This window comes from Bombilactobacillus mellis (assembly GCF_000967245.1).
GTDB lineage: Bacteria > Bacillota > Bacilli > Lactobacillales > Lactobacillaceae > Bombilactobacillus > Bombilactobacillus mellis.
Genome location: NZ_KQ033878.1, coordinates 1 through 23,096 on the forward strand (window position 1 = coordinate 1; position 23,096 = coordinate 23,096).

Consider the following 23,096-nt stretch of genomic DNA (forward strand, 5'->3'; position numbering starts at 1 on the left):
ACTTAAAGGATAAGGATTTGCCGCTAGTTGGGGTAGTCGGGAAACAGCGGCAGCAGTTGGTGCTGCAGCGTATCTACCAGGCCTAAGTCGGACAGCTTAAAGTAAGGACTGACTAGTAATGATACAATGGTCATTCTGGAAATGGGATTAGCTAAAACGCCCGTACCTAAAGCTTGACCGGCTTGAGTCAGTTGTTGAATTTGTTCATTAACTGCAGCTACCGGTTGGTTCGTCATTAAACCGGCTACAGGTAAGGCAATTTGGGCCAGGATTTGCCCGTCTTTAACGGCGACTAGTCCCCCTTTTTGCTGCTTAACTTGTTGGGCTGCCAACAATGCATCCGAAGAATTACGATAAACAACGGTTAAGTTATGCGAATCATGAGACACGGTGCTGGCAATGGCCCCCTTATTAATACCGAATTTTTGGAGAAGCGCCTTTGCCCAGTGTTTTTGACCATAACGATTAATAACCGCCACAAACATAAAATCCTCCTGTTCGGGAAGCAAAACGCGACCCTCATGCACCGCAAATTCTGCCGTTTTTAAATCAGTAAAAGCAGAAGTATAGGATTGATAAGCAATATAATTCATTTTGATCTTGGAAAGCTGTTGTGCGGCTGATGGTACGGTCAAATCAAAATCAGATTCTTGTAATGGAGGTATGTGAATGGAATCAATCTTTTCTAACGCTAGTGCTTTTGGTTGTTTAAATTCCACTAAGTGTTGCTTTTGATAAGTAATTTTTCCTTCCAACCAAATCATCAGTGGTTGAATATCAGTCAGATCGGCCGTCAACACAAAATCAGCCAAATAACCGGGAGCAATAGCACCTAAATCTGCAATTTGGGCTTCTTGTGCAGCATTAATAGTCGCAAAGCTCATGGCTGCTTGCGGACTGAGACCTGCTCGCATAGCTTTATTAACGATCCCATTAATATGACCCTGCTTTTGAATAACATTGGCACGCCGATCGTCAGTACAAAAAGTAAACCTGCTTAAACAAGGCCAATCTTTGATCTCTTTAATAAATTTAACCAGATTACGAGTAGTATTGGCTTCTTTCAAGTCAATATACATACCGGCTCGTAATTTTTCTTTGATTTCAGCAATAGTGGACGATTCATGATCGGAAATGGGCCCGCCAATTCTATAAGCGGCTAAATCTTGTTGAGAAACTAACGGACAATGCCCTTGAATGTATAAGCCCTGATTCTCCACAGCAGTAATATTTTCGGCCATTCTGGTTGAATCATTGATGACGCCTTGATAATCCATGACTTCGGCTAAACCCACAACACGCTTAAAAGTTAGAATTTTTTGAATCTGCTCTTTATGAAAAACTGCCCCGCTCACTTCCAAATGTTCTACAGAAGGAACACAAGAAGGGATATCAAACAAAACTCGAAGCGGTACATTTTCCGTAGCCGCCAACATGTATTCCAAGCCCTGAATTCCAAACGCATTTGCGATTTCATGCGGATCACAAATTACCGTTGTGGTGCCAAACGGGGCCACTAATTCCGCATATCTCTGCGGCGTTAGCATCGTGCTTTCAATATGGGTATGGGCATCAATTAAACCAGGCAACAGATAATTAGCCTGTCCATCTATTGTTTTCAAACCGGGAGGGGTGGTTTGTTGATCATAATCGACATAAGTAGTGAAGCCGTCTTTGACATAAACCGCGGCTGGACAGATTTCTTTGGTAAAAACGTTAAATACTTGGACGTTAGTAATGACAAAGTCATTTTCGGCCAAATGTAAAGCTGCCTGTTTTAACACTTGGCGATTTTTTTGTTTGAGATACATAAACAAGGCTTCCTTTAATTTGTCCCTAATTCTTCTTTTAATTGGGCTTTTTCATAAACTTTCATAAATGGAAAGTAAATGGCCATATCAATAATTACGAGAATAATAATTAACACTGGCCCTTTAAAGTCCGAAGTAGCAAAATAAGAACCAAAAATACTTGGCATATTAAATGACAACATGGCGAAAGTTTTTTTGACTAAGTGCAGACTCATAGCTAACCACGTCAGAATTGCATTTACGGTGGGAGCTAAAAATGCAGGAATAAACATAATCGGATTCAACATAACCGGTAAACCAAAAGTGATCGGCTCTGAAATACCAAAGAAGGAAGGAATTAAGCCCATTTTACCGACTGCCCGCATTTGTTCTGACTTAGAAAATAGTAATAACATCGCTAAAGGCAACGCACAACCGACACCGCCTATTTGGATAAAATAAGCCCAAGTAGCTTCAGTTAAAAACGTCGGCGGGACATGTCCGGTTGCATTAGCCGCAGCATTGGCAGACAGGTTAATAAACATAATCGGGCCCATCAGTCCCCAAAAAGTAGCGTTATGAATTCCAAAAAACCAGCCTATACTGATAATAATCGTCATAATTAGGACAAACCAAATGCTATCTGTAGCTTTTAGACCCGGGGTAATAATTTTAGTAAACCATTGAGCTAAAGTTGTATGATTCTTATTGAAAATAATAAAAATTGCAGAAAAGAAAGTCATAATAACTATTGAGGTCGACAGTGAAGCAAAGGTATTCGATAAAGAAGCCGGTACACTTTCCGGCATGTGAATTTCGCCAAAGTGTTTTGCTTTCAAAAAGCGATAGAGCTCAACAGTAGCGATAGCCACAAAAATTCCAATTAAAAGTCCTTTACCATCAATATAGGAAATTTCTACCATTTTTTGATTAAAAGTTAATTTGGTCGGCTTGGCAGTCAAAATCATGATTCCAAAAAACGATAACAGCAAAGGTGTCAAGGCTGATATTTGATAGTGTTTACACAAATACCAAGTGATAGTTAAGCATACAAAAATTGCCATGGCACCCAACGTCAGGGTATTAATCCAAGTTAAAATTAAAGAATTGCTTTTGACAAAAGACGCCCAGGCCAATAAAAAGGCATTTTTGGTATGGGGAGTTACCGGCGCAGAACTAATAACGGAAACTAACCCTCCCATAACAGTGATCGGCAAGATGGTTATAAAAGCATTTCTAATTGCTTCGAGATATTTTTGATTGCTTAATTTTTCAGCCACTTCTAAAAATTTATCTTCGATCTTGCTCATTTCATTCATTAGGTTTACAGAGCCTCACTTTTTGCTAATTCTGCTTGAGCGGCAGCCAAAATTTCTTGGGCCCGCATCAATCCGTAACTTCGCGGATCAATCCCAATTACCGGGATATCTTTGGTTAGTTCTTTTCTCATTTGGGGAATCAGGTATCTAATTTGCGGAGCCACCATCACAATATCTTGATCAGCAACAAAATCTAAAAACTCGCCTTCGCCTTTGGCCATAACACTAAACTGGTCAGGAGCTGCTTTATTCATTTTTTGGGCGAGCATCGCAGTTGACATTCCGGAATTGCAAACTAATAATATTTTTTTCAATTTATTTTTTCCCTTCTAATTGTTGATAAATCACCTTAAAATTGTCCATCAAGGCGTAGATAGTTTCCGCCGCAGTTAAATGATCTTCTGCATGAATTAACAATAAGTTAGTTTCAGTGCTATTCTCTTGGGCAAATTCCTGCAATAACTCTCCATGTACTTTTTGGGCCGCTTTTAAGCAAGTCTGGGCTTGGTGGACTTTATTTAAACCCGTTTCAAGTTGCTGCTGTTGAAAACAGTTCAGAGCTTCTTGACATAAAGATTGCGCAGTGCCGCTTTGCGCTATAATTTGCATTAACTGTGTCTCTTCCACAGATCAGTCTCCTTTACTTATACCGAGGGTGTCACTGGCCACCATAATTAAAAAACCAAAATTTCATTTATCACCATTTGGTTCCGATAAACTTGTAATGCAATTAATTATATTGTTCGTTTTTCATAAAAATATAACCACTAAATAAGTAAAATAGAATTCATCTCCTTTTTTATTTCTGAATAATAATTTCGGCAAATCATTAAATAGTTCGTATAACAATTGTAACAATTTTTCAAAAAAAATAAAGGCTCTGTTTGTCTTTTCTCTAAATTTTTCTTCTGAATTACACCACAAAAGCACTGCTGCCAAGCTTTAGCAATTTAAAAATTATTTAAAGAATAATTAAACCATCATTGCAAAGCTAATTTTTACATAATTAATATGAAAAAAGTTCGTTTTTATTTGTAATCCTAACGCCAAAGAGTTATCTATTTATGTAAATTTTTGCTGCAATATAAAGTGTTAACCTTGATCAGACCCAGCAAAAAAGGCGAAAGTCTGGAAAAACTTTCGCCAACACAATGTGCCCTGTAGTCTTGATGCTTTGATCCAAGTTTTATACTCGCTCTGCTATTTATTTGGCAGCTGATCCTAAGCGGTGAATGCTGACTTTTAATAATAAAGGTGCCACAATAGTGGTCAATATCAAAGCGCCTACCACAGCAGAATAACGATCAGGAGCTAAGAGATGATTTTGGACACCAATTTGGGCAATAACTAAGGCCATCTCCCCACGCGAAACCATTCCTGAACCAATGACTAAAGTACTAGCATTAGAAAAACCCGCTAATTTTGCTCCCCCACCAGCACCAATTAATTTAGTCAAAACACCGATCACAGTTAAGACAAGAAACAACTGCCAATCCTGTACTAAACCAGTCAATGTTAGTTGCAGACCGACACTAACAAAAAAGATGGGAATAAATAAAGCATAGCCCAGTGCATTTAATTTTTTACTTAAAATTTTTTGATAAGAAGTCTGCCCGCAAGCCAGCCCAGCAAAAAAGGCACCAATAATCGCACTTAAGCCCACTAAGTCGGCCAAATAAGCTAAGCCCAAACATAAAATCAATGCAATTACTGTTTCGGCTTGAGGAATCAGTAGTTTAGCTGCTAATGCCATAAAACGCGGGACTAGCCAATAACTCACTACCAATAACAATAATAAATAACCACCCTGCGCTAATAATTCCACTCCTAAGTTGGGAAACTTATTTCCCGACTGCAAAGTGGGACCGGCTAAACTACTGACGATACTTAACAGCAAAACTGCCAATATATCATCGACTACAGCAGCTGCCAAAATGGTTGCTCCTTGAGGACTATCCAATTGCTGCATTTCTTGTAAAACCGCTACGGAAATCGAAACCGAAGTTGCCGCCAAAGTCAAACCTAAAAAAATGCTAGTCCAAGTATTAAAATGAAAAGCGATTCCAGTACCAAATCCGCCGATGATCGGCACTACCATTCCTAAAACGGCTACCAGCAGGCTGGGACGGCCAAAGCGTTTCAATAAACCTAAATCGCTATCTAATCCTGCTAAAAACATGAGAATAATGACACCAAGTTCTGATAACAAGTGTAAATCGGCTGTAGGACGCACCCAATTCAAAAGTGCCGGTCCTAAAACTACACCAGCGATTAATTCTCCCACCACCGCTGGCAATTGCAGCCGCACACTAATCTGACCGGCAATTGCTGCAGCTATTAAAATCAACGCACTGACCCCTAAAAATTGCATCTTAGCCACTTCTTTTCTATTTTTAGTTTGAAGAAACAAAAAAAGACCTCCAAAAATTTCCTGGGCAACCCAACCACAGGAAAATTCTTGAAAGTCTTAACTTCAACCATGAATATTTAATTTATTTTTTATTGTACCAGATTAAAAAACTGATTTCCAGACCTTAAGTCTTAGCATCTTCAGGCAATTGTTTTTGTAAAAGCTGATAACCGGCTAAATTAGTAGAAATTACCAAAATATCACCTGTCTGCAGCAAAGTGTCCCCTTGCGGCAATAATTCATGCTCACCACGAATAATTTTTAAAACTAGAGTCTGTGGTGGCCAGGTAAGAGAGCGAATTTGCTGGTTAGCTAAAGGGCTGGCAGCAAAAATTGTCAGCTGAAAAATTTGATTATTATCACTTACAGTCTGGGCTTTTTGTGGAATTAACATTTTATTTAATAAAGAATCATAGATGGGTGCGCCCCCTAATAAATCAACTACCAAATAAGCTACGAGTGCAACTATTGCCAAAGGCATTAAATGCTTTAAGGAACCTACCATTTCAGTAATTAACAAAATTGCCGTAAACGGAGCCTTGCTAATACCGGCAAATAAGCCGGCCATCCCCCAAACTATAAAGCCAATCTGGACGCTGGCCGGTAATAAATGCACTGTTACAAGGCAGCGAGCTACTAAAAATCCAGCCAATGCTCCCAAAGATAAAATCGGCAGGAAAATACCTCCGGGAGCTCCGGAACCATAAGCCAGCATGGACCAGCCAAAACGAACAAGTAAAATTATTACTAGGCTGCCGATACTGAGAACTTGTGCTGCTGGTAATTGTAAAATCAGCTGATTGCCGCCACCTAATAATTCCGGTCGCCAAAAGCCTAAAGGTATAATGAAGAGCAAAGCTAAAGAAATCTGAAAAGGACGGGAAATTCGTCCGGCAATGGTGTAGTAAAATTGCGGCATTTTTAATAAAACCCATTGATAAGCGTAACCCAAGACTCCCAAAACCAAACCTAAAAATAACAAGGCCCAATAATTCTTTAAAGATAAACTGGGAACCAGACCCAAATGTAAAACCGGTCGTAATCCAAAAATATTGCTGGCAACTAAATTAGCACTTAAGGAGCTGGCTAGAGAGCTCATCCAGATTAACGGTGAAAAATTATGATAAATTTCTTCTAAAACAAAAAAGGTACTGGCTAAAGGTGCATTAAAAGCAGCTGCTAAACCACCAGCCGCTCCAGCAGCCAGAAGGACATTTCGATCGGCAGTATTTGTGGACCAAGTTTGCCCCAATCCTTGTCCTACAGCGGCTCCTAATTGAATTGAAGGCCCTTCACGGCCTAAAATCAATCCTGTACTTAAACTTAAAATCCCCGCCAGAAACTTACGCCATAAAATTGGCCACCAAGCAAGATGCAGTTGATTGCGCAATTGCCCCTCTACTTCAGGAATTCCGGATCCCATAATATGTGGTTGTTGCCTACTTAAATTTCCAACAATTAAGGCAATCAATAAATTCCCTGCTAAAATTACCCATAGTATCGTTGGTTTATGCTGAGCCAGACGATATAACTGCTGAGTCAGCTGAAAACCATGTGCAATCAGCCAGCGAAAGGCACTAACAACTAGCCCTGCCAGTATTCCTATGAGTAGTCCTTGGATAATAACCTGTGCATGTTTTAGACGTAAACGTGTCGGCATAGCTGCCCTCTTTAAAGTAAATATTAGAAAAAAGCCTCCTATCTATGGTAGTAGTTTCAGTCCCAGATCGTCAAGCGCAATTATGCGACTTTGCCAGACTGATCGAAAAAATACTAGAATTGGTTGGCAGTTTCGATAAAAAAGAACACTACACCTAAGTCGGCTGCTTTTTATCACAAAAACATTTAGTATTTTCCGCATTTGAAGGCTAGACTATTAATTAATATTTACATAAGGAGTGTAGCTAATGAAATCGGCTTTCTTTACTTAGGAGAATTGATCAATATGCCCCTGCTAGATTTCAATATTTCTAATATTATTGGTCATTTAAGTTCAGCGCAATTTTTTGCAATTTATACCATTATCTGTGGCCTAGGATATGGTCTTTCATCAGTTATCTTTAGCTACTTCACTGACCAAGTTAATGTGGATTTCCTAATTCTGATCGGTCTATCATTTTTAACCTGTTTAATTTTAATAATAATCTCTTTATTCCACCATCAGAAACAAGCCGATTAGCTACATCATATGATAATAATAAACTTAAATTTCTCTAAGCATTATCTACTGTCAAAAAGTGATTGTATCAATTTTGTGATGCAATCACTTTTTTATTTCAGAAAAATTATTCTGGCCTTATTTGCGACCTGCCAAGACTTGAAATCATACTTAAATGCAAATAAAAAAGCTATGATTAAAATCATAGCCAAAATCTTTTCTCTAAGCAAATGAACCCGCTATTATTGAGGTGTATTTTTCAAAGTCCAAGTAGCTGTGGCCTGATATGTTCCCAAAGCAGGCCGTTGACCTTGCAGATTCAGCCAAGGTCCCCTATAATAGTCGCTTAATTTTACTTGTTTTCCACTATTATTTTCATACCAATCCTTACTAATATCACAATCAGTAATATTAAGATCCCTAAAATTGCTACCATTGGCTATTGTAATTTCTGATCCACTGTCTACAGGTGTATTATCATATTTAAAAATACCATCTAAGGTTTTGGATGGATCCTTAGTATTAATAAACTTAGTTATCGATAAATCCAATTTCCAATATTTCTTATAACTTTGAGTTGTATCTTTGACTATTAATCGGGGTTGCTTATTTACGGAGTAATTTAATCCACATTTACTAGGCATAGCCTGACGAATATAACTTCCAAAATTTAGATTGGGCACCTCAAGACTGATAGTACCAGATTCAACGTATGTTAAGGGTATTTCCCGTAATGTTCCACCTGTAGATTTCAAATTTCCCATGCTAGGGTTGTAAGTAACAATATGGCCCCAATCCAAATTATCTGAAATAAGATCATTATAATTACTTAGGCTATAACGCTGCAGATTATTATCCTTATCCTTTCCCCAAAGATATTGGGGTACATACTGTTTAACATCATATACATACCCGTCAGAATAATTATTATTGCTCTCTGTTGCTCCTCTTACTAGAGTCTGAGAATCACGAAGCGGCTTGTTGCTTGAGTTTTGATACTTAAATTGGACAATGGCATTTTCGGCTACGGGCACCTCGAATGTCGCACTTACTGGTTCAAAAACTTCTTGGCTTTGACCATCAATGCCATTATCTCGAGCCTCAACATGAATAGTATGACCACCTCCTTTATGTTTAGGAGTAGCTAAGGCTTTTAAATCATCCTGATCTGTAATAGCAAAGCTCCAATTGACCTTTGTCTTGTTTTTTTCACCATTACTACTTGTAGTATCTACAGTTTTAACTTCCTTTTTATTAGTGCTGTTATCATCAATCCAATAAGACAGAGTAACCTGACTGCTATCCTCATCTCGCAAAGTTCCATAAATATTTAAAGCTGGATAGCTTTCTGGGTTGCAAAATCTAGAATCATCGGGAAGATACGCATAGGGATACACATAGGGATTACCGGAAATTACCGGATTTCTATATGATGAATCTGTAAATGTAAGTGACGGCGAAGCATTATAAGGCCTATTATTCCATACAAGCGTTATTGGTTCATCGCTATCGTGATTAGCAATAAGATCTTTTATACCCCTTAAATTTACTGTGTAGCGGCCATTGCTATCACTAACGGATTTTACATAAGTATTAAAATTTTTCCCTTTGGGATTATGGGGAGAACCTGTCCCTACTTCACTCCATTGAAATTCTTGAGCATTGTTACCAATAGTAATATAATTTAAACCATTATCTTGAAAAACCTGAGGAAATTCTGTTGGTGGCCATGGCCATGTACCAGCACCCCCAATTGAAACATATGGTTCAAAATTTTTCCCAATTTTTAGCTGCCATAATTTAGTATCATAATCAAAAAGATTTACCATCCAACCTCCATGATTATAGTCAGCAGCCTTCCTAGTATCAAAACTACTTATGTCTAAAATTTGTAATTGAGAGCAACTTTTAAACATCTCATACATTCTCGTTACTTTGCTAGTATCAAAATTACTTAAATTTAAAGAGATTAAACCACTGCAAACTGCAAACATGGAACTCATATCAGTAACCTTACTGGTATTAAAATTATTTACATTTATTGATGGCAAAGTACGACAACTATTAAACATAGACCTCATATTAGTGACATTGCCAGTGTTAAAATTACTTACATTTATTGATGGCAAAGCAAGACAATTAGAAAACATAGAACTCATATTAGTGACCTGGCTGGTATCAAATTTACTTACGTTTAAAGACTTTAAACCACTACAACCACTAAACATAGCACCCATATCAGTGACCCGGCTAGTGTTAAAATTACTTAAATCTAATGTTGTCAATGCATAACTGCCACTAAACATAGAATTCATATTAGTAACATTGTGAGTATCAAAATCACTTAAGTCTATTGATGTAAAACCGTAACAGTCATAAAACATCCCACTCATATTAGTAACTTGGCTAGTATTAAAATTATTTAGATTCAAAGATGATAATTTTTTACAATCCTTAAACATATAACTCATATCAGTAACCTGACTATTATTAAATTTACTTAAATCTAAGGAAATTAAGTCATAACAGTCATCAAACAGATGACTCATATTCGTTGTTTCACTAGTATCTAAGTTTTCTAAACCTTTTATCTCTGTAACTATGGGTAAATTAGCAAAAACAGCTGTGGCATCTTTGGGCAAAGAAACACCCGGATTAATGTCTACCTCTTTAATCTTTTTTATATTACCATTCTCAGTCCAATTACTACCACCAGTATGGGTAAATGGATCATTAGGATCATTAATTCCATACGGTACAGTCCCCGTAGCTAATTGACCCTTATCAATGGTCAAAATCCCATCAGCTGTTATTTTCCAATCACAAGTACCCGATGTGCCACTAGCAATTATATCCGGAGAATCTTTTAAAAAACTAAACAACTGGAAAGTAGGAGCCTTTTTTTGTAAGTGCGATACTGCAAGTAAATCTTGCCCAGAAGCTTCTGTTTTAGATACATTAATCGTTTTAACCGCAGCAGCACAATCAAACTTCTGGAAGCTAACAACCATGAAACTAATTATTAAAAAAGCTAACCCCAGTCTGATTATTTTTTTCATTTATAACATCTTTCCTTTTATACAAACTTCAGCATTTATCAAATTGTATTTTTCATAGCAATAAAAAATAGTCTATGTACTCTATCCATTGTTTGATTTCTTTCAGCATGTATAGTGCACACCATCTCAAGATAATGGTATATGAAATTTTATTCATAGACAAGCCCTTTATTATTAATAGTTAATTTAATTGATCACTTTTTGCCTTATTGCGGACCTGTCAAGACTTGAAATCATATTTAAATACAAATAAAAAAGCTATGATTAAAATCATAGCCAAAAGCATTCCTCTAAATAACTGAACCCGTTATTATTGAGGTGTATCTTTCAAAGTCCAAGTAGCTGTGGCCTGATATGTTCCCACAGCAGGCTGTTGATCTTGCAGATTCAGCCAAGGACCTTTATCCTTTTGTTGTTTACCGTCAGAATACCAACTATTACTAATTGAATAAATATGATCCGTATTAGGATTAAAATCGCCACCCTCAGCTATTGTAGCTTCTGAACCACTGCTTACGGGTGTATTATCATAGTAAAAAATACCATCTAAGGTTTTGGATGGATCCTTAGTATTGATAAACTTAGTTATCGATAAATACAAGGTCCAAGATTTACTATTATTTGTATCTTGCACTATCAGCTGAGGGGGTTTATCTGAGGAATACTGTAACCCGTATTTACGAGGAGTAGCTTGGCGAATACGACTTCCAAAATTCAGATCAGGAACCTGCAAAAAACTAATTTGACCAATATCATCATATGTTAAGGTTACCTTTTTGACTAAGTCCTCCTCACTAACAGTAGATGCCAAACATCCACGACCGTTATAAAAGAAATTACCCCACTTTGTCCAAACATTATTTAAAAGATAATTATATTGAGATATACCATAACGCAACAGATGGTTATTGTTATCCTTTAACCAAATATATTGGGGTAAATATTTTTTAACATCATATCCATAGGTATTATCCCCTGGAGTTGCATACCTTTGAGGAGGTACTGGTCTGACCAAAGTTTGAGAATCACGAAGCTGTTTGCCGCTTGAGTCCTGATAATTAAATTGGACAATCGCATTTTCAGCTACTGGCGCCTTGAATGTCACACTGGCCGGGAAATAAACATCTTGATCAGTACCATTATCTCGAGCCTCAACATGAATAGTATGACCACCTCTTTGAGGAGTAGCTAAGGCTGTTAAATCATTCTCATCTGTAATAGCAAAGCTCCAATTGACCTTTGTCGTGTTTTCTTTACCATTACTACTTGTAGTATCTACAGTTTTAACTTCCTTTTTATTAGTGCTGTTATCATCAATCCAATAAGACAGAGTAACCTGACTGCTATCTTCATCTCGCAAAGTCCCATAAATATTTAAAGGTGGAAAATCTTTATCTTTATCACGAAAATCATAGGAATAAGTATAGGGCTTATCCGACCTTAAAGAATCATCTGAAATTATCGGTTTTTGGTCTGAATCTGTAAAAACCAGTGATGGTGGAGCATTATAAGGCTCATTGTTCCATACAAAAGTTATTGGAGTTTTATTTTTAGCAGCATCATTAATATGTTTGATTATACCTTGTAACTGATTCGGATTTATAGCTGTAGTACTTGAATTATCATAAGGTTTATAGATTCTTCCTTTGGGATCTTTGGGATCATGGGGATTACCGTTTCCCACTTCTCTCCACTCAAAATCTGCACGTTTGTCACTATTCTTACTATTAATAGTAGTATATTTTAACTTGCCATCATAAAACGTATCAATATATGGTGTATCCTTATTTGGCCAGGCCCGGTAATCGTTGTCGCATTTAAGTTCAAAATTTTTTCCGAGTGTTAATTTCCATGTATGATTCATAGATAAAAATATACTGTTCATATTAGTAACCTTACTAGTGTCAAAATTACTTACATCTAATGTTGGTACAGAACAGCTATTAAACATACTCAACATATTAGTAACCTGACTAGTATTAAAACTACTTGTGTTTATACTTTGTAAATTGGTACAATGTGAAAACATATAACTCATATTAGTAACCTGACTAGTATTAAAATTTCTTAGATCTAATATTGTCGCAGAACATCCAATAAACATTTGACTCATATTAGTAACCCGACTAGTATCAAAACTACTTACATCTAAGGATGTTATATTGGAACACTGCTTAAACATAAAGCTCATATCAGTGACCTTGCCAGTATCAAAATTACTTACATTTATTGATGTCAATTTAGAACAACCATCAAACAGATGACTCATATTCGTTGTTTCACTAGTATCTAAGTTTTCTAAACCTTTTATCTCTGTAACTATGGGTAAATTAGCAAAAACAGCTGTGGCATCTTTGGGCAAAGAAACGCCTGGCTTAATGTCTACTTTTTTAATCTTTTCTCCATTACCATTAGCAGTCCAGTTACTTCCACTAGGATAATATTCATTAATTGGTACAGTCCCCGTAGCTAATTGACCTTTATCAATGGTCAAAATCCCATCAGCTGTTATTTCCCACTTACAAGTACCCGATATGCCACTAGCAATTACATCCGGAGAATCTTTTAAAAAACTAAACAACTGGGAAGTAGGAGCCTTTTTTTGTAAGTGCGGTACTGCAAGGAATGTAGGTACAGAAGCTTCGGTTTTGGATACATTAATCGTTTTAACCGCAGCAGCACAATCAAACTTCTGGAAGCTAACAACCATGAAACTAATTATTAAAAAAGCTAACCCCAGTCTGATTATTTTTTTCATTTATAACATCTTTCCTTTTATACAAAGTTCAGCATTTATCAAATTGTATTTTTCAGAGCAATCAAAAATAGTCTATGTACTCTGTTTAATTTCTTTCAGCATGTATAGTGCATACCATCTCAAGATAATGGTATATGAAATTTTATTCATAGACAAGCCCCTTATCATAATAAAAGATTAATTCCTGACACTTATCGATTATTTAGAAAAAAATTCGTTTGGTTTAATTAGGGAACTATATTGAAGATTTTCCACATAGCACAATAGCTTTTATTAGCTTTACATAACTAATATAACACTTAAAAAACATCAAAAAACCAACTGAAAAATTCCAGTTGGTTCAGTCAGTTGGCTTAGTTAATAAATAAGCTCGTAGCAAAATAGACCCATGTTAATAATATTTTTTATAATTCCACTTGCGGGTGTTCTTGATCTAAAACCTGCACGGTTGTTGACAGCTGGAGATAGTCTGCAAGCGTTTTTGTAATAAGGCGATAGCCTGTTGATAATCAGCATTCCGTTCTGGATTAGCATTTTCGATAAGAAATAAAACTTCTTTAGTGCTGGCATTCACTCCATAACGGGCACTGTCACGCCAATTTAAACAGCGTGTCACCACTGCCTTTTGATCACTATAAATGATTTCCTGAGGCAAAGTCATTTCCGCATCTTGTTCTCCAATCGGAAAGAATTTTTCTGCACCAGCAGAAACGCGCAATGTTAAATCGCCTTGCAGCCGCTCTAAATCAAGTCCTCCAATCGGAAAAGCTTTTTCTAAAGAGACAGAATTATAGATATCAACTAAGTTATTAATATTACCTACACCTTTACCTTGCTTAGCACGTTTTAATAGGCTTTCTACAGAGCTACGAGCGCCTCTTTTTGTTTTGAATTTGTGAAAAACGTCGCGCCAATCTTTAATTATCAGATTAGTACTGATAGGATCGGCTTTAACCCATTGCACGGCCTGTTGATTTGCTTGCTCCAATAAAGCTTCCGGTATACTTCCACTTTGGTTCAAACTTTCATGACTGTGGCCGATAACTGTCGCCACATGCAAATCAGGAAGAATTCTCCAAACCGAGTCTTCAATAATAAATTTTTTCGGCATTGTCATCATTTCTTTCAGTTTATGAGCCCCGTTAGTTTCTTTATTAAGGATAATTACTGCCCTTTATTTAACCAAACAGGTGCTATTATTTTATTTTTCAATAGTTACAAGTCAATATCCAGCTGAAAATTTATAAACTGCAACTGCCAGTTAAGAGCTAACTTCGATTCTAAACACCTCTTAAAAAAAGAAGCAACTATTAAACTCTTACTTAGGCCTACAAGAGTTAATAATTGCTATGTCCGGCGACATTTTTGATTGCTATTTTCTTTATTATAAATAGTTTTATTTCTATTTCCAAATTGAAGATGGGTCCAGCAGCCTAAAAATGAATTTTGTTTCATAGTTCTTATTTGAGAAAAATTATACTTATTTAATAATACGATAATTGAACTTTTACTGATATGCTTTGCTTCGTGTTTTTGGATCAACGCTAATCTTGGAGCCCTGATTAAAAATCATTGTAAATAATTAAAATTTAGGTATAATTATTAAAAAATAAAAATACGAAATGAGAGATCTTTATGCGCCCAATTATTGCTTTAACTGGAGATTCTTTAGTCACCCCTTCTGCTATTACTAATCTAAATTATGCCGATATGGCTCCACAAATGTTAAAAAACGCGCTTATCAAAGTAGGTGGATTACCTATTATTTTACCGTTTCCTGATGACTTGAAAGTTGCATCTGAATTAGCGGCGGCGGCTGTGCAAACTTTTGACGGTTTAGTATTACCCGGCGGACCAGATGTCGATCCGACACTTTACGGTGAAGAACCCATCAATGCGAGTGGAAGAGTAACCTATCCGAAGGATATCTTTGAATTGGCTCTGATTAAACAGACCCTGCAAGCTCACAAACCCATTCTCGGAATTTGTCGTGGTTTGCAAATTCTCAATGTGGCTTTAGGCGGGACTTTATATCAGGATTTAACAACTCAAAATCAGCAAGCAACTATTAAGCATACGCAGGCTTCTCCCGGGCAATACCCTAGTCATCATGTTACTATTACACCAAATAGTCACCTGGAACAGTTATTAGGCCAACAAGTTTATGTTAATTCCCGTCACCATCAGGCCGTTAAACAAGTTGCTCCGAGCTTAAAAGTTGTTGCTACTGCTTTGGATGGTGTTGTTGAAGCAGTTGAGGGTGACAATATTTTGGCAGTGCAATGGCATCCGGAGAATATGTGGCCGGATTATCCTGAACAACTGCAATTGTTCGCTGATTTAGTACAACGAGCACAATCCTAAGCAAAAGGAGAAAAAAATGAACAAAAATAAACTAGGAATGGGTAGTGTTTTATTATTAGGAATCAATGGTATTATTGGTTCCGGAATTTTTTTGTTACCGAATCAAGCAGCCAAACTTATGGGTACAGCCAGCATTTTCGTTCTGATATTTGATGCTTTACTAGTTATTAGTATTGCTTTATGCTTTGCTCAAGCGGCTACATATTTTGATAAAGATGGTGGCCCTTATCTCTATGCACAAGATGCGTTTGGTGAGTTCATCGGCTTTGAAGTAGGCTTTGTCACTTGGGCTGTCAGGATGATTGCAGAGGCGACAATGGCCGTCGCCTTTGAAACAGCTTTGATTGCAACTTTTCCCAGCGCAGAGCCTTATAAAAACTTGATTATTTCTGTTCTAATTATCGGCTTGGCTATTATGAATATTTTGGGTGCTCAAGTTTCGAAAGTGGTTAACAATATTATTACAGTTTCCAAACTGCTACCCTTAGTTTTATTTGTTGCTATTGGAATCTTTTTCATTCATCAAAATAATTTTACTCCTTTATTTCCTCACGGTACCTATCAAAAAGGGGCTTTTGCCCAAGCAGCTATTCTGATGTTTTATGCTTTTACCGGATTTGAAGGTCTAGCGGTAGCTGCAGGTGATATGAAAAACGCTAAACAAAATTTACCCAAGGCTATTATTATTGTCATTATCTGTGTAGCTTCTTTTTATATTTTAATTCAAATTGTTACGACCGGAATTCTCGGCAGTTCTTTGGCCCAAGCTAATGCCCCAATTCAGACAGCTTTTGCCCACATAGCGGGACAATTTGGTAAGGCCTTAGTTGCAGCTGGTACCTTATTATCTACTGGCGGACTTCTTGTGGCTTCCAGTTATATTACTCCACGCTCCGGGGTAGCTTTGGCTGAATCAGGAATTATGCCGCCGCTCCTCAAGAAACGGAATCGTTATAATGCACCTTGGGTATCTATTATTATAAGTATGATTATTACTCTTCTTATTGCCTGGTCAGGAACTTTCGGTTTTTTGGCGCAGATTAGCGCTATTTCTCGTTTTGCTCAATATATCCCTACTTGCCTTGCGGTCATTGTGTTTGCTCATACTAAAAAACGACAGCCGCAAAGTTTCCATCTCATTGGCGGCCCGGTTATTCCGATTATTGCCGTTTTAGTAAGTGTTTGGTTATTGTTCCAAGTAAATACTCAACAGCTTTTAATTGGTCTTGGAGCTCTATTAGTTGCGATTCCGCTTTATTTGATCATGAAAGCCTATCTAATCTGGGGGCATAAAAATAAGCAAAGTTTATAAATTATTAACCAATTGCTAAGGCAGCTATTAAATAGCTGCTTTTTATCTGGAAAGATTTCTACCTATTAGATTGGTACAAGTAACATCATCTGTCAGCGCACATCTTTTAGTAATTTTAATAGTTGTTAATGGTTAAAACTGTTTAAAGAGTCGGTAATTTTGATTTTAGTAAAATGACAACTGTTTAATTGCAAAACCACCTAAAAGCTCAGCCCTAGAATTTAGTGATTATCATATTAATGTTAACACGATCCTACCTGGTGTCATAGCTACTCCCATCAATCAAGAGATGTTAGCAGATGAAACTATTAGTCAACGTTATCAAGAAAGAATCCCATTGAAACGTCCTGGCAGTCCTGATGAATTAGCCAAACCGGCATTTTTTCTTTCTAGTCCTGATGCCAGTTATATCAAACGACAATATTAATTGCATTGCTTGCAGAATACTCTTACTTGAGTATTCTTTTTTACTTAAAATATTGCTGTAAAGCTCGAGCCGTTAATGTTTTACCCTGATTAAATAATTCCCAAGGCCGACCAGAAAATAAAATTTTACCCCCTTGCGCACCTGCACAAGGTCCCAGATCAACTACCCAATCAGCTTGACCGATAAGACGTAAATTATGCTCAATCACAATAATTGTCAACTGATATTTTTGAATCAGAGCTTGTAATAAAACAATCAGTTCTTGAATATTAGATTCATGTAAACCACTTGTCGGTTCATCCAAAACTAAAATATCACTAGTTCGCTTTAAGAGAAAACGGGCCAATTTTAAACGTTGTAATTCTCCTCCAGAAAAAGTATCTAAAGCTTGGTTTAACTTAATATACCCCAAACCTACCTGTTGTAAAATCTGCATTGCCGTTTGTAAAAAAGGAAATTTTTGGGAAAAAGATTGAGGGTTCAAATTCATTGCTTCTGCAATATTCACTCCCTGTACTCTTAGCTTTAAAGCCTTCTGTGCATAGCGCTGTCCATGACAAGCTTCACAAATGCTGACTGAACTTCCCATATAAGCAAGATCCATTTTCAGTACGCCTTTGCCCTTACAAATAGGACAAGCTCCTTGACTATTGAAAGAAAATAATCCTAAGGACTGCTGTGTCTGCTGAGCAAAATATCGCCGTAAAGGATCAAAAATATTCAGATAAGTTAAAACATTAGAGCGGTTACTTCCAGATATTAAATGCTGATTTAACACCGCTGTTTGCGGATATTGCCTTTTGAAAGCTGAAATCAAACTACTTTTACCAGAGCCAGCGACCCCGGTAATAGCCGTTAAATTCTGTTGGGGAATTTTCACATTGATATTCTGTAAATTGTTTTGGGTTACATTGTTAATTTGATAAAATTCAGCAATTGGTTGATAAGTACTCTTTAACGTGCCTAAATTACGCAGACTCGCTCCAGTCAGCGTAGAACTATTTTTTAAATCTGAATAACTACCACTAAAGGTTACATAACCACCACGGTTTCCTGCTGATTCTCCTAAATTAATAATATGATCGGCCATTGCTATTATTTGAGGATCATGATCATTAATTAAGACGGTGTTACCCTGAGCGCGCAAGCGTTGAAAGATATTAATTACTTTCAATAAATCAAACGCATGCAACCCCACACTGGGTTCATCAAAAATATAAAGCAAATCAGCCAAACCGCTATTTAAATAATTAGCTAACTTTACTCTCTGCGACTCTCCTCCAGATAAAGACGACGTAGTCCGCTCTAAACTTAAATAACCCAGACCAGCGGTAATTAAATTATCCAACTTGCCTTGTAATTCTTCAATAATCGTTTGTACGGAAGAATTAGTAATTGAACCTAACCATTGGTACAAATCAACCAGACTCAGCGCGCTACAATCGGCAATATTTTTATTATTAATCAAGGCTTCTAATGCTTGAGGTTTTAATCTTTGACCATGACATACAGGACAAACACCGATTTTAACAATATGCTGCAATTCTTGTTGATACTGTGTATTATTTTTATTGAGAAAAGTTTGCTGGATTCGTGGAATAAGACCTACATAAAAGGCACTTTTATGCCAATTTGCTGTGGGGTGAGGTGGAGTTTGCCGTTTCCCGTATAACAATAATTCCAGTTTTTGGGCTGACCACTTGTTTAAAGGTAAATTATTGTCAAAAAAACCCGCTTCCGTGTAACGTGAAAGCCGCCAACCACCAGGTTGAAAAGTAGGAAAGTCAATAGCTCCCTCATTCAAGGACTTCTCAAAATTCAATAACTTGTTTGTTTCAATTGTGCGAATTTGACCTAATCCTTCACAACGAGGACACATCCCTGCAGGATTATTAAAAGAATAATTCATCGAATAACCAATAAACGGCTGCGCTATTCGAGAAAAGAGTAGCCTTAAAGCTGAATAAATATCAGTATACGTCCCCAAAGTTGAGCGTCTATTATTACCGATTCCTTTTTGATCAACTACAAGCGTAAAGGGCAAGTTTTTAATTCTTGTCACCTCGGGCTCCAGAAACTGCGGCAGTAACTGTTGCACATAGGCACTATATGTTTTGTTTACTTGACGTTGTGAAGCGGCTGCGATTGTACCAAAAGCCAGGGAAGATTTACCTGCTCCTGAAACTCCGGTAATTACTGTAATTTTTCTTTTGGGAATTTCCACTGAAATATTTTTGAGATTATTGGTTCGAGCACCTTGTACAATAATATTCTCATTGACCATTGGCAATCCGCTCTTTTCTTAACAGTTCAATTAGTTTATTCGCCTGCACAATAAATTGTTGCTGCTCTTCTTTTGACCAAACTTTGCAGGCCTTGTTGTATAATTCTTGATGTTTCACAGCAATATCTGTCATAAATTGTCGACCTTGCGGAGTAATTGCCGTTGTAATTTCACGCCGGTCATGGGCGTCCGGAGTTTGGGTAATATAATTTAATTCACGTAGTTTTTTCAGATTTTTAGAAAGTTTAACTTGAGTAATACCTAATTGCCGACTCATAACAGTTGGTCGACTGGCATGCGTTTGTAGAATATTTAAAATATCGTATTGCAGCCAACTAATTTGCTGAGGATTAACCAAGTTCCGCTCTGCAACTAATTCACACTGGAGATTCATTAAAGTATTATATAAATCTGTTGCCATTTTAATTTCCTTTCAGTAATATTTTCTATACAGAAAATATTATCTTGTTAATTATTAAATGTCAATCCTTATTTAAATTAGTAAATAATAGCCGCAATTAAAAAACGCCAAAATTCAATCTCTTTAAGTCGAAGATAATAATTTTGGCGATTCTAATAAATGTTTTGATTATGTAAAATCAAATCAATACTGAGTTAAATTGAAATTAAGATCCTTGGTTAGTCCTCTATAGCATTTAACTCATTTAGCCAACACTGGACAAAAATTATTAGTCCGTAAAAAAATTAAAAAACCATTGGCCATTAAAAATTAGCCGGAGAAACATAGCGGAGCCTTATAAAGCAGATGACTCTTCTAATGTGATCGTTCCATTTTTAAGTTTGAGATAATTACCTAGAGTGTCTAAGAAATGACCAAAGAGAATTACGAATATTGCAAGCTGAAAATTCCGGAAAATTAAAGTTAAACTATCACCTAATAGTCCAAGTTGTAATTATTGAATATTGGTTATAGCATTATCGCTGGTCCATCAATTGTAATTGCAGCTTCTGATTTTAAAGGAAAACATTGACAACTTCACATTGCTAATGTGTTGCGGCAAGTTAGATTAATAGTTTCAATAGCGGCCTGTATGTACTTATTATTATCTAATATGGCAGTTGTTAAAGCTAATATTTCTAATTATGATGATTATAAAATTGCACAGTCTAATTTATCTAATAATATAAAAAGTAAAATAAAACGTAAAAAAAATTCTAATATTAATTAAATTTCTAAACAAAATAGCTCCAAAAAGTTGAATAAAAAACCAATTAATTTAAAAAAGTTTGAAGTAACAAAAAAGAATAAACAATTAATTACAGAAAAAGAGTTAATAAATTTATTAGCAAAAAAGGCATTTCTATTAAAGAAATACCTAAACAAAAAAAGTATTGTTATGTCAGAAAACATTTAAAAAAGTTAATAAAGAAATAGATCATAAATAAGCTATAAACAAAAAATATTTCTTTATTAGTTAGTGTTTAAATAATAAATATTATTCACAAAAAAAATCGTTTTATTTTATTAAAACGATTTTTAACATTTAATATTTGATATACTATAATGAAGTAAATAAATTGAATCAGTTTATTAAATTCTTTTAAATCTATTTAGATAATTATATATTTCTATAGTTGACATTTGATCTAATACATGCATACTATATTGAGTTAAATCATTATCAAATTCATTTTTTATAATTTGATACATGTCTTTACGTTTTAATTTGCTCTTACCATTTTTTTCTCTTCTATCATTATAGATTGATCTCCAATATCTATAAATAAAATCACGTGTATTATAAGGTAATTTAGTTACCAAAATATCATTAGGAACTATAAGATGAAAATCATCTTCATCCTCAAACTTAGCTATAGTTATTTTCCCCTTCTCCCATGATTTACGATTTGCATTCCATACGTCTATGGTTTCGCTTTTAGTATCAAGATTATTTTCTTTTGCAACTCTCTTGGTATATTCACTTAAGAAAGGAGCTACTAAAGATATTAATAGATCAGAATTATAATCCGCTCCAAAACCCTTTATAAAAACAATACCGAATATAGTATTCATAATCAACTCTATAGCATTGTCTTTTCCTTTAAATTTACGTAATATTTTGATAATACTATTAGGCGAAGGACCTCTTCCATTACCATTTTTCAAAGAAAACCCTAATTTAGGAAACCATGGTTTCTCAGAAAATCCAGACAATTTTTTCAATGCCAATTCTTCGTCACCATTAATAAAAGTGTAATATACATCGGTCATATAGCTTTCAATAGCTAGTGCGCATCCCAAGACGTCTAAATGCTTACTACGTAATAAATGGTTATATTCAACAAATTGAATTTTGTCTGTATTCCCATTTTTATGAAAATCTAAATCTTTTTTTAGCATAGAAGCTGTCCTTTCAATAAATCTACTTTAAATTTGATCAATTAAAGTATATTAGCAATTTCTTTACTTTGAGAGATTCTATGCTAAACTATAAATGTATCATTTATGGTATTAGCATATTTTATATTATGCCAATATACTAAGGATAAGTGGCAGCTTATCCTTTTTTTGTGGTTACTTTTATTTTAATTAGTAACCGCAGTTTTTAAATCAAAAATTAAAGCGTTATTATCTGCATCATATTTACCTATAACTTTAAAACTACTATCCGTAAGATCCCATTCCATCATTGATGATAGGGTTACCAAAAGATCTTTATAATTCAATCTGGCCGTTATATTCTTTTTATCAGGATTAAAGAATGGTGCCGCACCTTCTGTTTTTTTATCAGTAGGCAATACAGCAATCTCTTTATCATCATAATTGATTAAAATTTCTATATAACGTGGCTTATTTAACCTTGTTATTGCGGTTTTCGAAAATGTAATACCCGTTTTAGATATAGTAATAGATATAAGGCCTACGGATAACGAATACTTTTCAAAATTATTTAAATCCAAAATATCACCTCTTCTCTATCCAGATTTTATATTTTTATTTTTATATTGTCAAGAAATTGTATATCATAAACCCAAAAATGCATTAACTTTTTTAGTTAAAAACCGAATATATTTCAAAATAAGGAAATATTTGCCAATAATAATATTTTTGTGTAACGTTTCAATTGCTTTTTTATGAAATTATATTGCGTTAATAAATGTAAAAACTATATTAAAATTTAGTTTTTCTATAAACAAAAACAGTCTATTTTTAACATGTTATTTTTTGCAAAAAATGGTTATTAAATTTTACA

General features: G+C 35.5%; 17 protein-coding genes. 4 read left to right on the plus strand and 13 right to left on the minus strand.

Translation table 11 applies throughout. The features are described from left to right. Positions 1 to 23 precede the first annotated feature (23 nt). The 6 genes from JG29_RS04290 to JG29_RS04315 all read right to left on the minus strand — a co-directional run bounded on the left by JG29_RS04290 (position 24) and on the right by JG29_RS04315 (position 7,179). Positions 24 to 1,811 (minus strand): adenine deaminase, encoded by a 1,788-nt coding sequence (locus JG29_RS04290; protein ID WP_045922740.1) that lies wholly within the window; start codon positions 1,809 to 1,811, stop codon positions 24 to 26. 14 nt (positions 1,812 to 1,825) lie between these two features. After that, positions 1,826 to 3,100, minus strand: coding sequence for a PTS sugar transporter subunit IIC (locus tag JG29_RS04295; protein WP_156961625.1), 1,275 nt, complete (start codon positions 3,098 to 3,100; stop codon positions 1,826 to 1,828). Positions 3,101 to 3,114: 14 nt separating this feature from the next. After that, entirely contained in the window at positions 3,115 to 3,423 is a 309-nt protein-coding gene (locus JG29_RS04300; RefSeq protein WP_045922742.1) for a PTS sugar transporter subunit IIB, read from the minus strand. 1 nt (position 3,424) lies between these two features. Beyond that, positions 3,425 to 3,736: a PTS sugar transporter subunit IIA gene (locus JG29_RS04305; RefSeq protein ID WP_045922743.1), complete on the minus strand. Its 312-nt coding sequence runs from the start codon at positions 3,734 to 3,736 to the stop codon at positions 3,425 to 3,427. Between the two features lie 577 nt (positions 3,737 to 4,313). Continuing rightward, complete coding sequence (locus JG29_RS04310; protein ID WP_045923402.1) at positions 4,314 to 5,480, minus strand: cation:proton antiporter; 1,167 nt, start codon at positions 5,478 to 5,480, stop codon at positions 4,314 to 4,316. Between the two features lie 163 nt (positions 5,481 to 5,643). Then, positions 5,644 to 7,179: a ClC family H(+)/Cl(-) exchange transporter gene (locus JG29_RS04315; RefSeq protein WP_045922744.1), complete on the minus strand. Its 1,536-nt coding sequence runs from the start codon at positions 7,177 to 7,179 to the stop codon at positions 5,644 to 5,646. 285 nt (positions 7,180 to 7,464) lie between these two features. Between JG29_RS04315 and JG29_RS04320 the strand changes: the two genes are divergently transcribed. Further along, complete coding sequence (locus tag JG29_RS04320; RefSeq protein ID WP_045922745.1) at positions 7,465 to 7,698, plus strand: hypothetical protein; 234 nt, start codon at positions 7,465 to 7,467, stop codon at positions 7,696 to 7,698. Positions 7,699 to 7,919: 221 nt separating this feature from the next. On the opposite strand, the gene JG29_RS08580 is transcribed toward JG29_RS04320, so the two are convergent. From JG29_RS08580 to JG29_RS04335, 3 genes are all read right to left on the minus strand, one after another. After that, a complete protein-coding gene (locus tag JG29_RS08580; protein WP_052696306.1) occupies positions 7,920 to 10,736 on the minus strand; it encodes a BspA family leucine-rich repeat surface protein in 2,817 nt (938 codons plus the stop codon). A 310-nt stretch (positions 10,737 to 11,046) separates the two neighbouring features. Further along, positions 11,047 to 13,494 (minus strand): BspA family leucine-rich repeat surface protein, encoded by a 2,448-nt coding sequence (locus tag JG29_RS08585; RefSeq protein WP_052696307.1) that lies wholly within the window; start codon positions 13,492 to 13,494, stop codon positions 11,047 to 11,049. Positions 13,495 to 13,927: 433 nt separating this feature from the next. After that, positions 13,928 to 14,605: a B3/B4 domain-containing protein gene (locus JG29_RS04335; RefSeq protein ID WP_052696308.1), complete on the minus strand. Its 678-nt coding sequence runs from the start codon at positions 14,603 to 14,605 to the stop codon at positions 13,928 to 13,930. A 524-nt stretch (positions 14,606 to 15,129) separates the two neighbouring features. On the opposite strand from JG29_RS04335, the gene JG29_RS04340 reads away from it, so the two are divergent. From JG29_RS04340 to JG29_RS08675, 3 genes are all read left to right on the plus strand, one after another. Further along, a complete protein-coding gene (locus tag JG29_RS04340; RefSeq protein WP_045922746.1) occupies positions 15,130 to 15,858 on the plus strand; it encodes a gamma-glutamyl-gamma-aminobutyrate hydrolase family protein in 729 nt (242 codons plus the stop codon). A 16-nt stretch (positions 15,859 to 15,874) separates the two neighbouring features. Further along, a complete protein-coding gene (locus tag JG29_RS04345; RefSeq protein WP_045922747.1) occupies positions 15,875 to 17,170 on the plus strand; it encodes an APC family permease in 1,296 nt (431 codons plus the stop codon). Positions 17,171 to 17,357: 187 nt separating this feature from the next. Beyond that, positions 17,358 to 17,597, plus strand: coding sequence for an SDR family NAD(P)-dependent oxidoreductase (locus JG29_RS08675; RefSeq protein WP_084232575.1), 240 nt, complete (start codon positions 17,358 to 17,360; stop codon positions 17,595 to 17,597). Between the two features lie 40 nt (positions 17,598 to 17,637). Here JG29_RS08675 and JG29_RS04350 read toward each other — a convergent pair whose 3' ends face one another. From JG29_RS04350 to JG29_RS04365, 4 genes are all read right to left on the minus strand, one after another. Continuing rightward, positions 17,638 to 19,881, minus strand: coding sequence for an ATP-binding cassette domain-containing protein (locus JG29_RS04350; protein WP_045922748.1), 2,244 nt, complete (start codon positions 19,879 to 19,881; stop codon positions 17,638 to 17,640). Then, a complete protein-coding gene (locus JG29_RS04355; RefSeq protein WP_045922749.1) occupies positions 19,871 to 20,302 on the minus strand; it encodes a MarR family winged helix-turn-helix transcriptional regulator in 432 nt (143 codons plus the stop codon). The genes JG29_RS04350 and JG29_RS04355 overlap by 11 nt, the downstream gene beginning before the upstream one ends. A gap of 1,131 nt (positions 20,303 to 21,433) precedes the next feature. Further along, the gene (locus JG29_RS04360; RefSeq protein ID WP_045922750.1) at positions 21,434 to 22,243 is read right to left on the minus strand and encodes a hypothetical protein; all 810 of its coding nucleotides are present in this window, start codon (positions 22,241 to 22,243) and stop codon (positions 21,434 to 21,436) included. Positions 22,244 to 22,428: 185 nt separating this feature from the next. Next, a complete protein-coding gene (locus JG29_RS04365; protein ID WP_045922751.1) occupies positions 22,429 to 22,803 on the minus strand; it encodes a hypothetical protein in 375 nt (124 codons plus the stop codon). Positions 22,804 to 23,096 lie beyond the last annotated feature (293 nt).

Bases quoted from the DNA above. Each gene is read 5' to 3' on its own strand.
- JG29_RS04290 (WP_045922740.1), bottom strand. From the start codon at position 1,811: ATGTATCTCAAACAAAAAAATCGCCAAGTGTTAAAACAGGCAGCTTTA.
- JG29_RS04295 (WP_156961625.1), bottom strand. From the start codon at position 3,100: ATGAGCAAGATCGAAGATAAATTTTTAGAAGTGGCTGAAAAATTAAGC.
- JG29_RS04310 (WP_045923402.1), bottom strand. From the start codon at position 5,480: ATGCAATTTTTAGGGGTCAGTGCGTTGATTTTAATAGCTGCAGCAATT.
- JG29_RS04315 (WP_045922744.1), bottom strand. From the start codon at position 7,179: ATGCCGACACGTTTACGTCTAAAACATGCACAGGTTATTATCCAAGGA.
- JG29_RS04320 (WP_045922745.1), top strand. From the start codon at position 7,465: ATGCCCCTGCTAGATTTCAATATTTCTAATATTATTGGTCATTTAAGT.
- JG29_RS08580 (WP_052696306.1), bottom strand. From the start codon at position 10,736: ATGAAAAAAATAATCAGACTGGGGTTAGCTTTTTTAATAATTAGTTTC.
- JG29_RS08585 (WP_052696307.1), bottom strand. From the start codon at position 13,494: ATGAAAAAAATAATCAGACTGGGGTTAGCTTTTTTAATAATTAGTTTC.
- JG29_RS04335 (WP_052696308.1), bottom strand. From the start codon at position 14,605: ATGCCGAAAAAATTTATTATTGAAGACTCGGTTTGGAGAATTCTTCCT.
- JG29_RS04340 (WP_045922746.1), top strand. From the start codon at position 15,130: ATGCGCCCAATTATTGCTTTAACTGGAGATTCTTTAGTCACCCCTTCT.
- JG29_RS04345 (WP_045922747.1), top strand. From the start codon at position 15,875: ATGAACAAAAATAAACTAGGAATGGGTAGTGTTTTATTATTAGGAATC.
- JG29_RS04350 (WP_045922748.1), bottom strand. From the start codon at position 19,881: ATGGTCAATGAGAATATTATTGTACAAGGTGCTCGAACCAATAATCTC.
- JG29_RS04355 (WP_045922749.1), bottom strand. From the start codon at position 20,302: ATGGCAACAGATTTATATAATACTTTAATGAATCTCCAGTGTGAATTA.
- JG29_RS04360 (WP_045922750.1), bottom strand. From the start codon at position 22,243: ATGCTAAAAAAAGATTTAGATTTTCATAAAAATGGGAATACAGACAAA.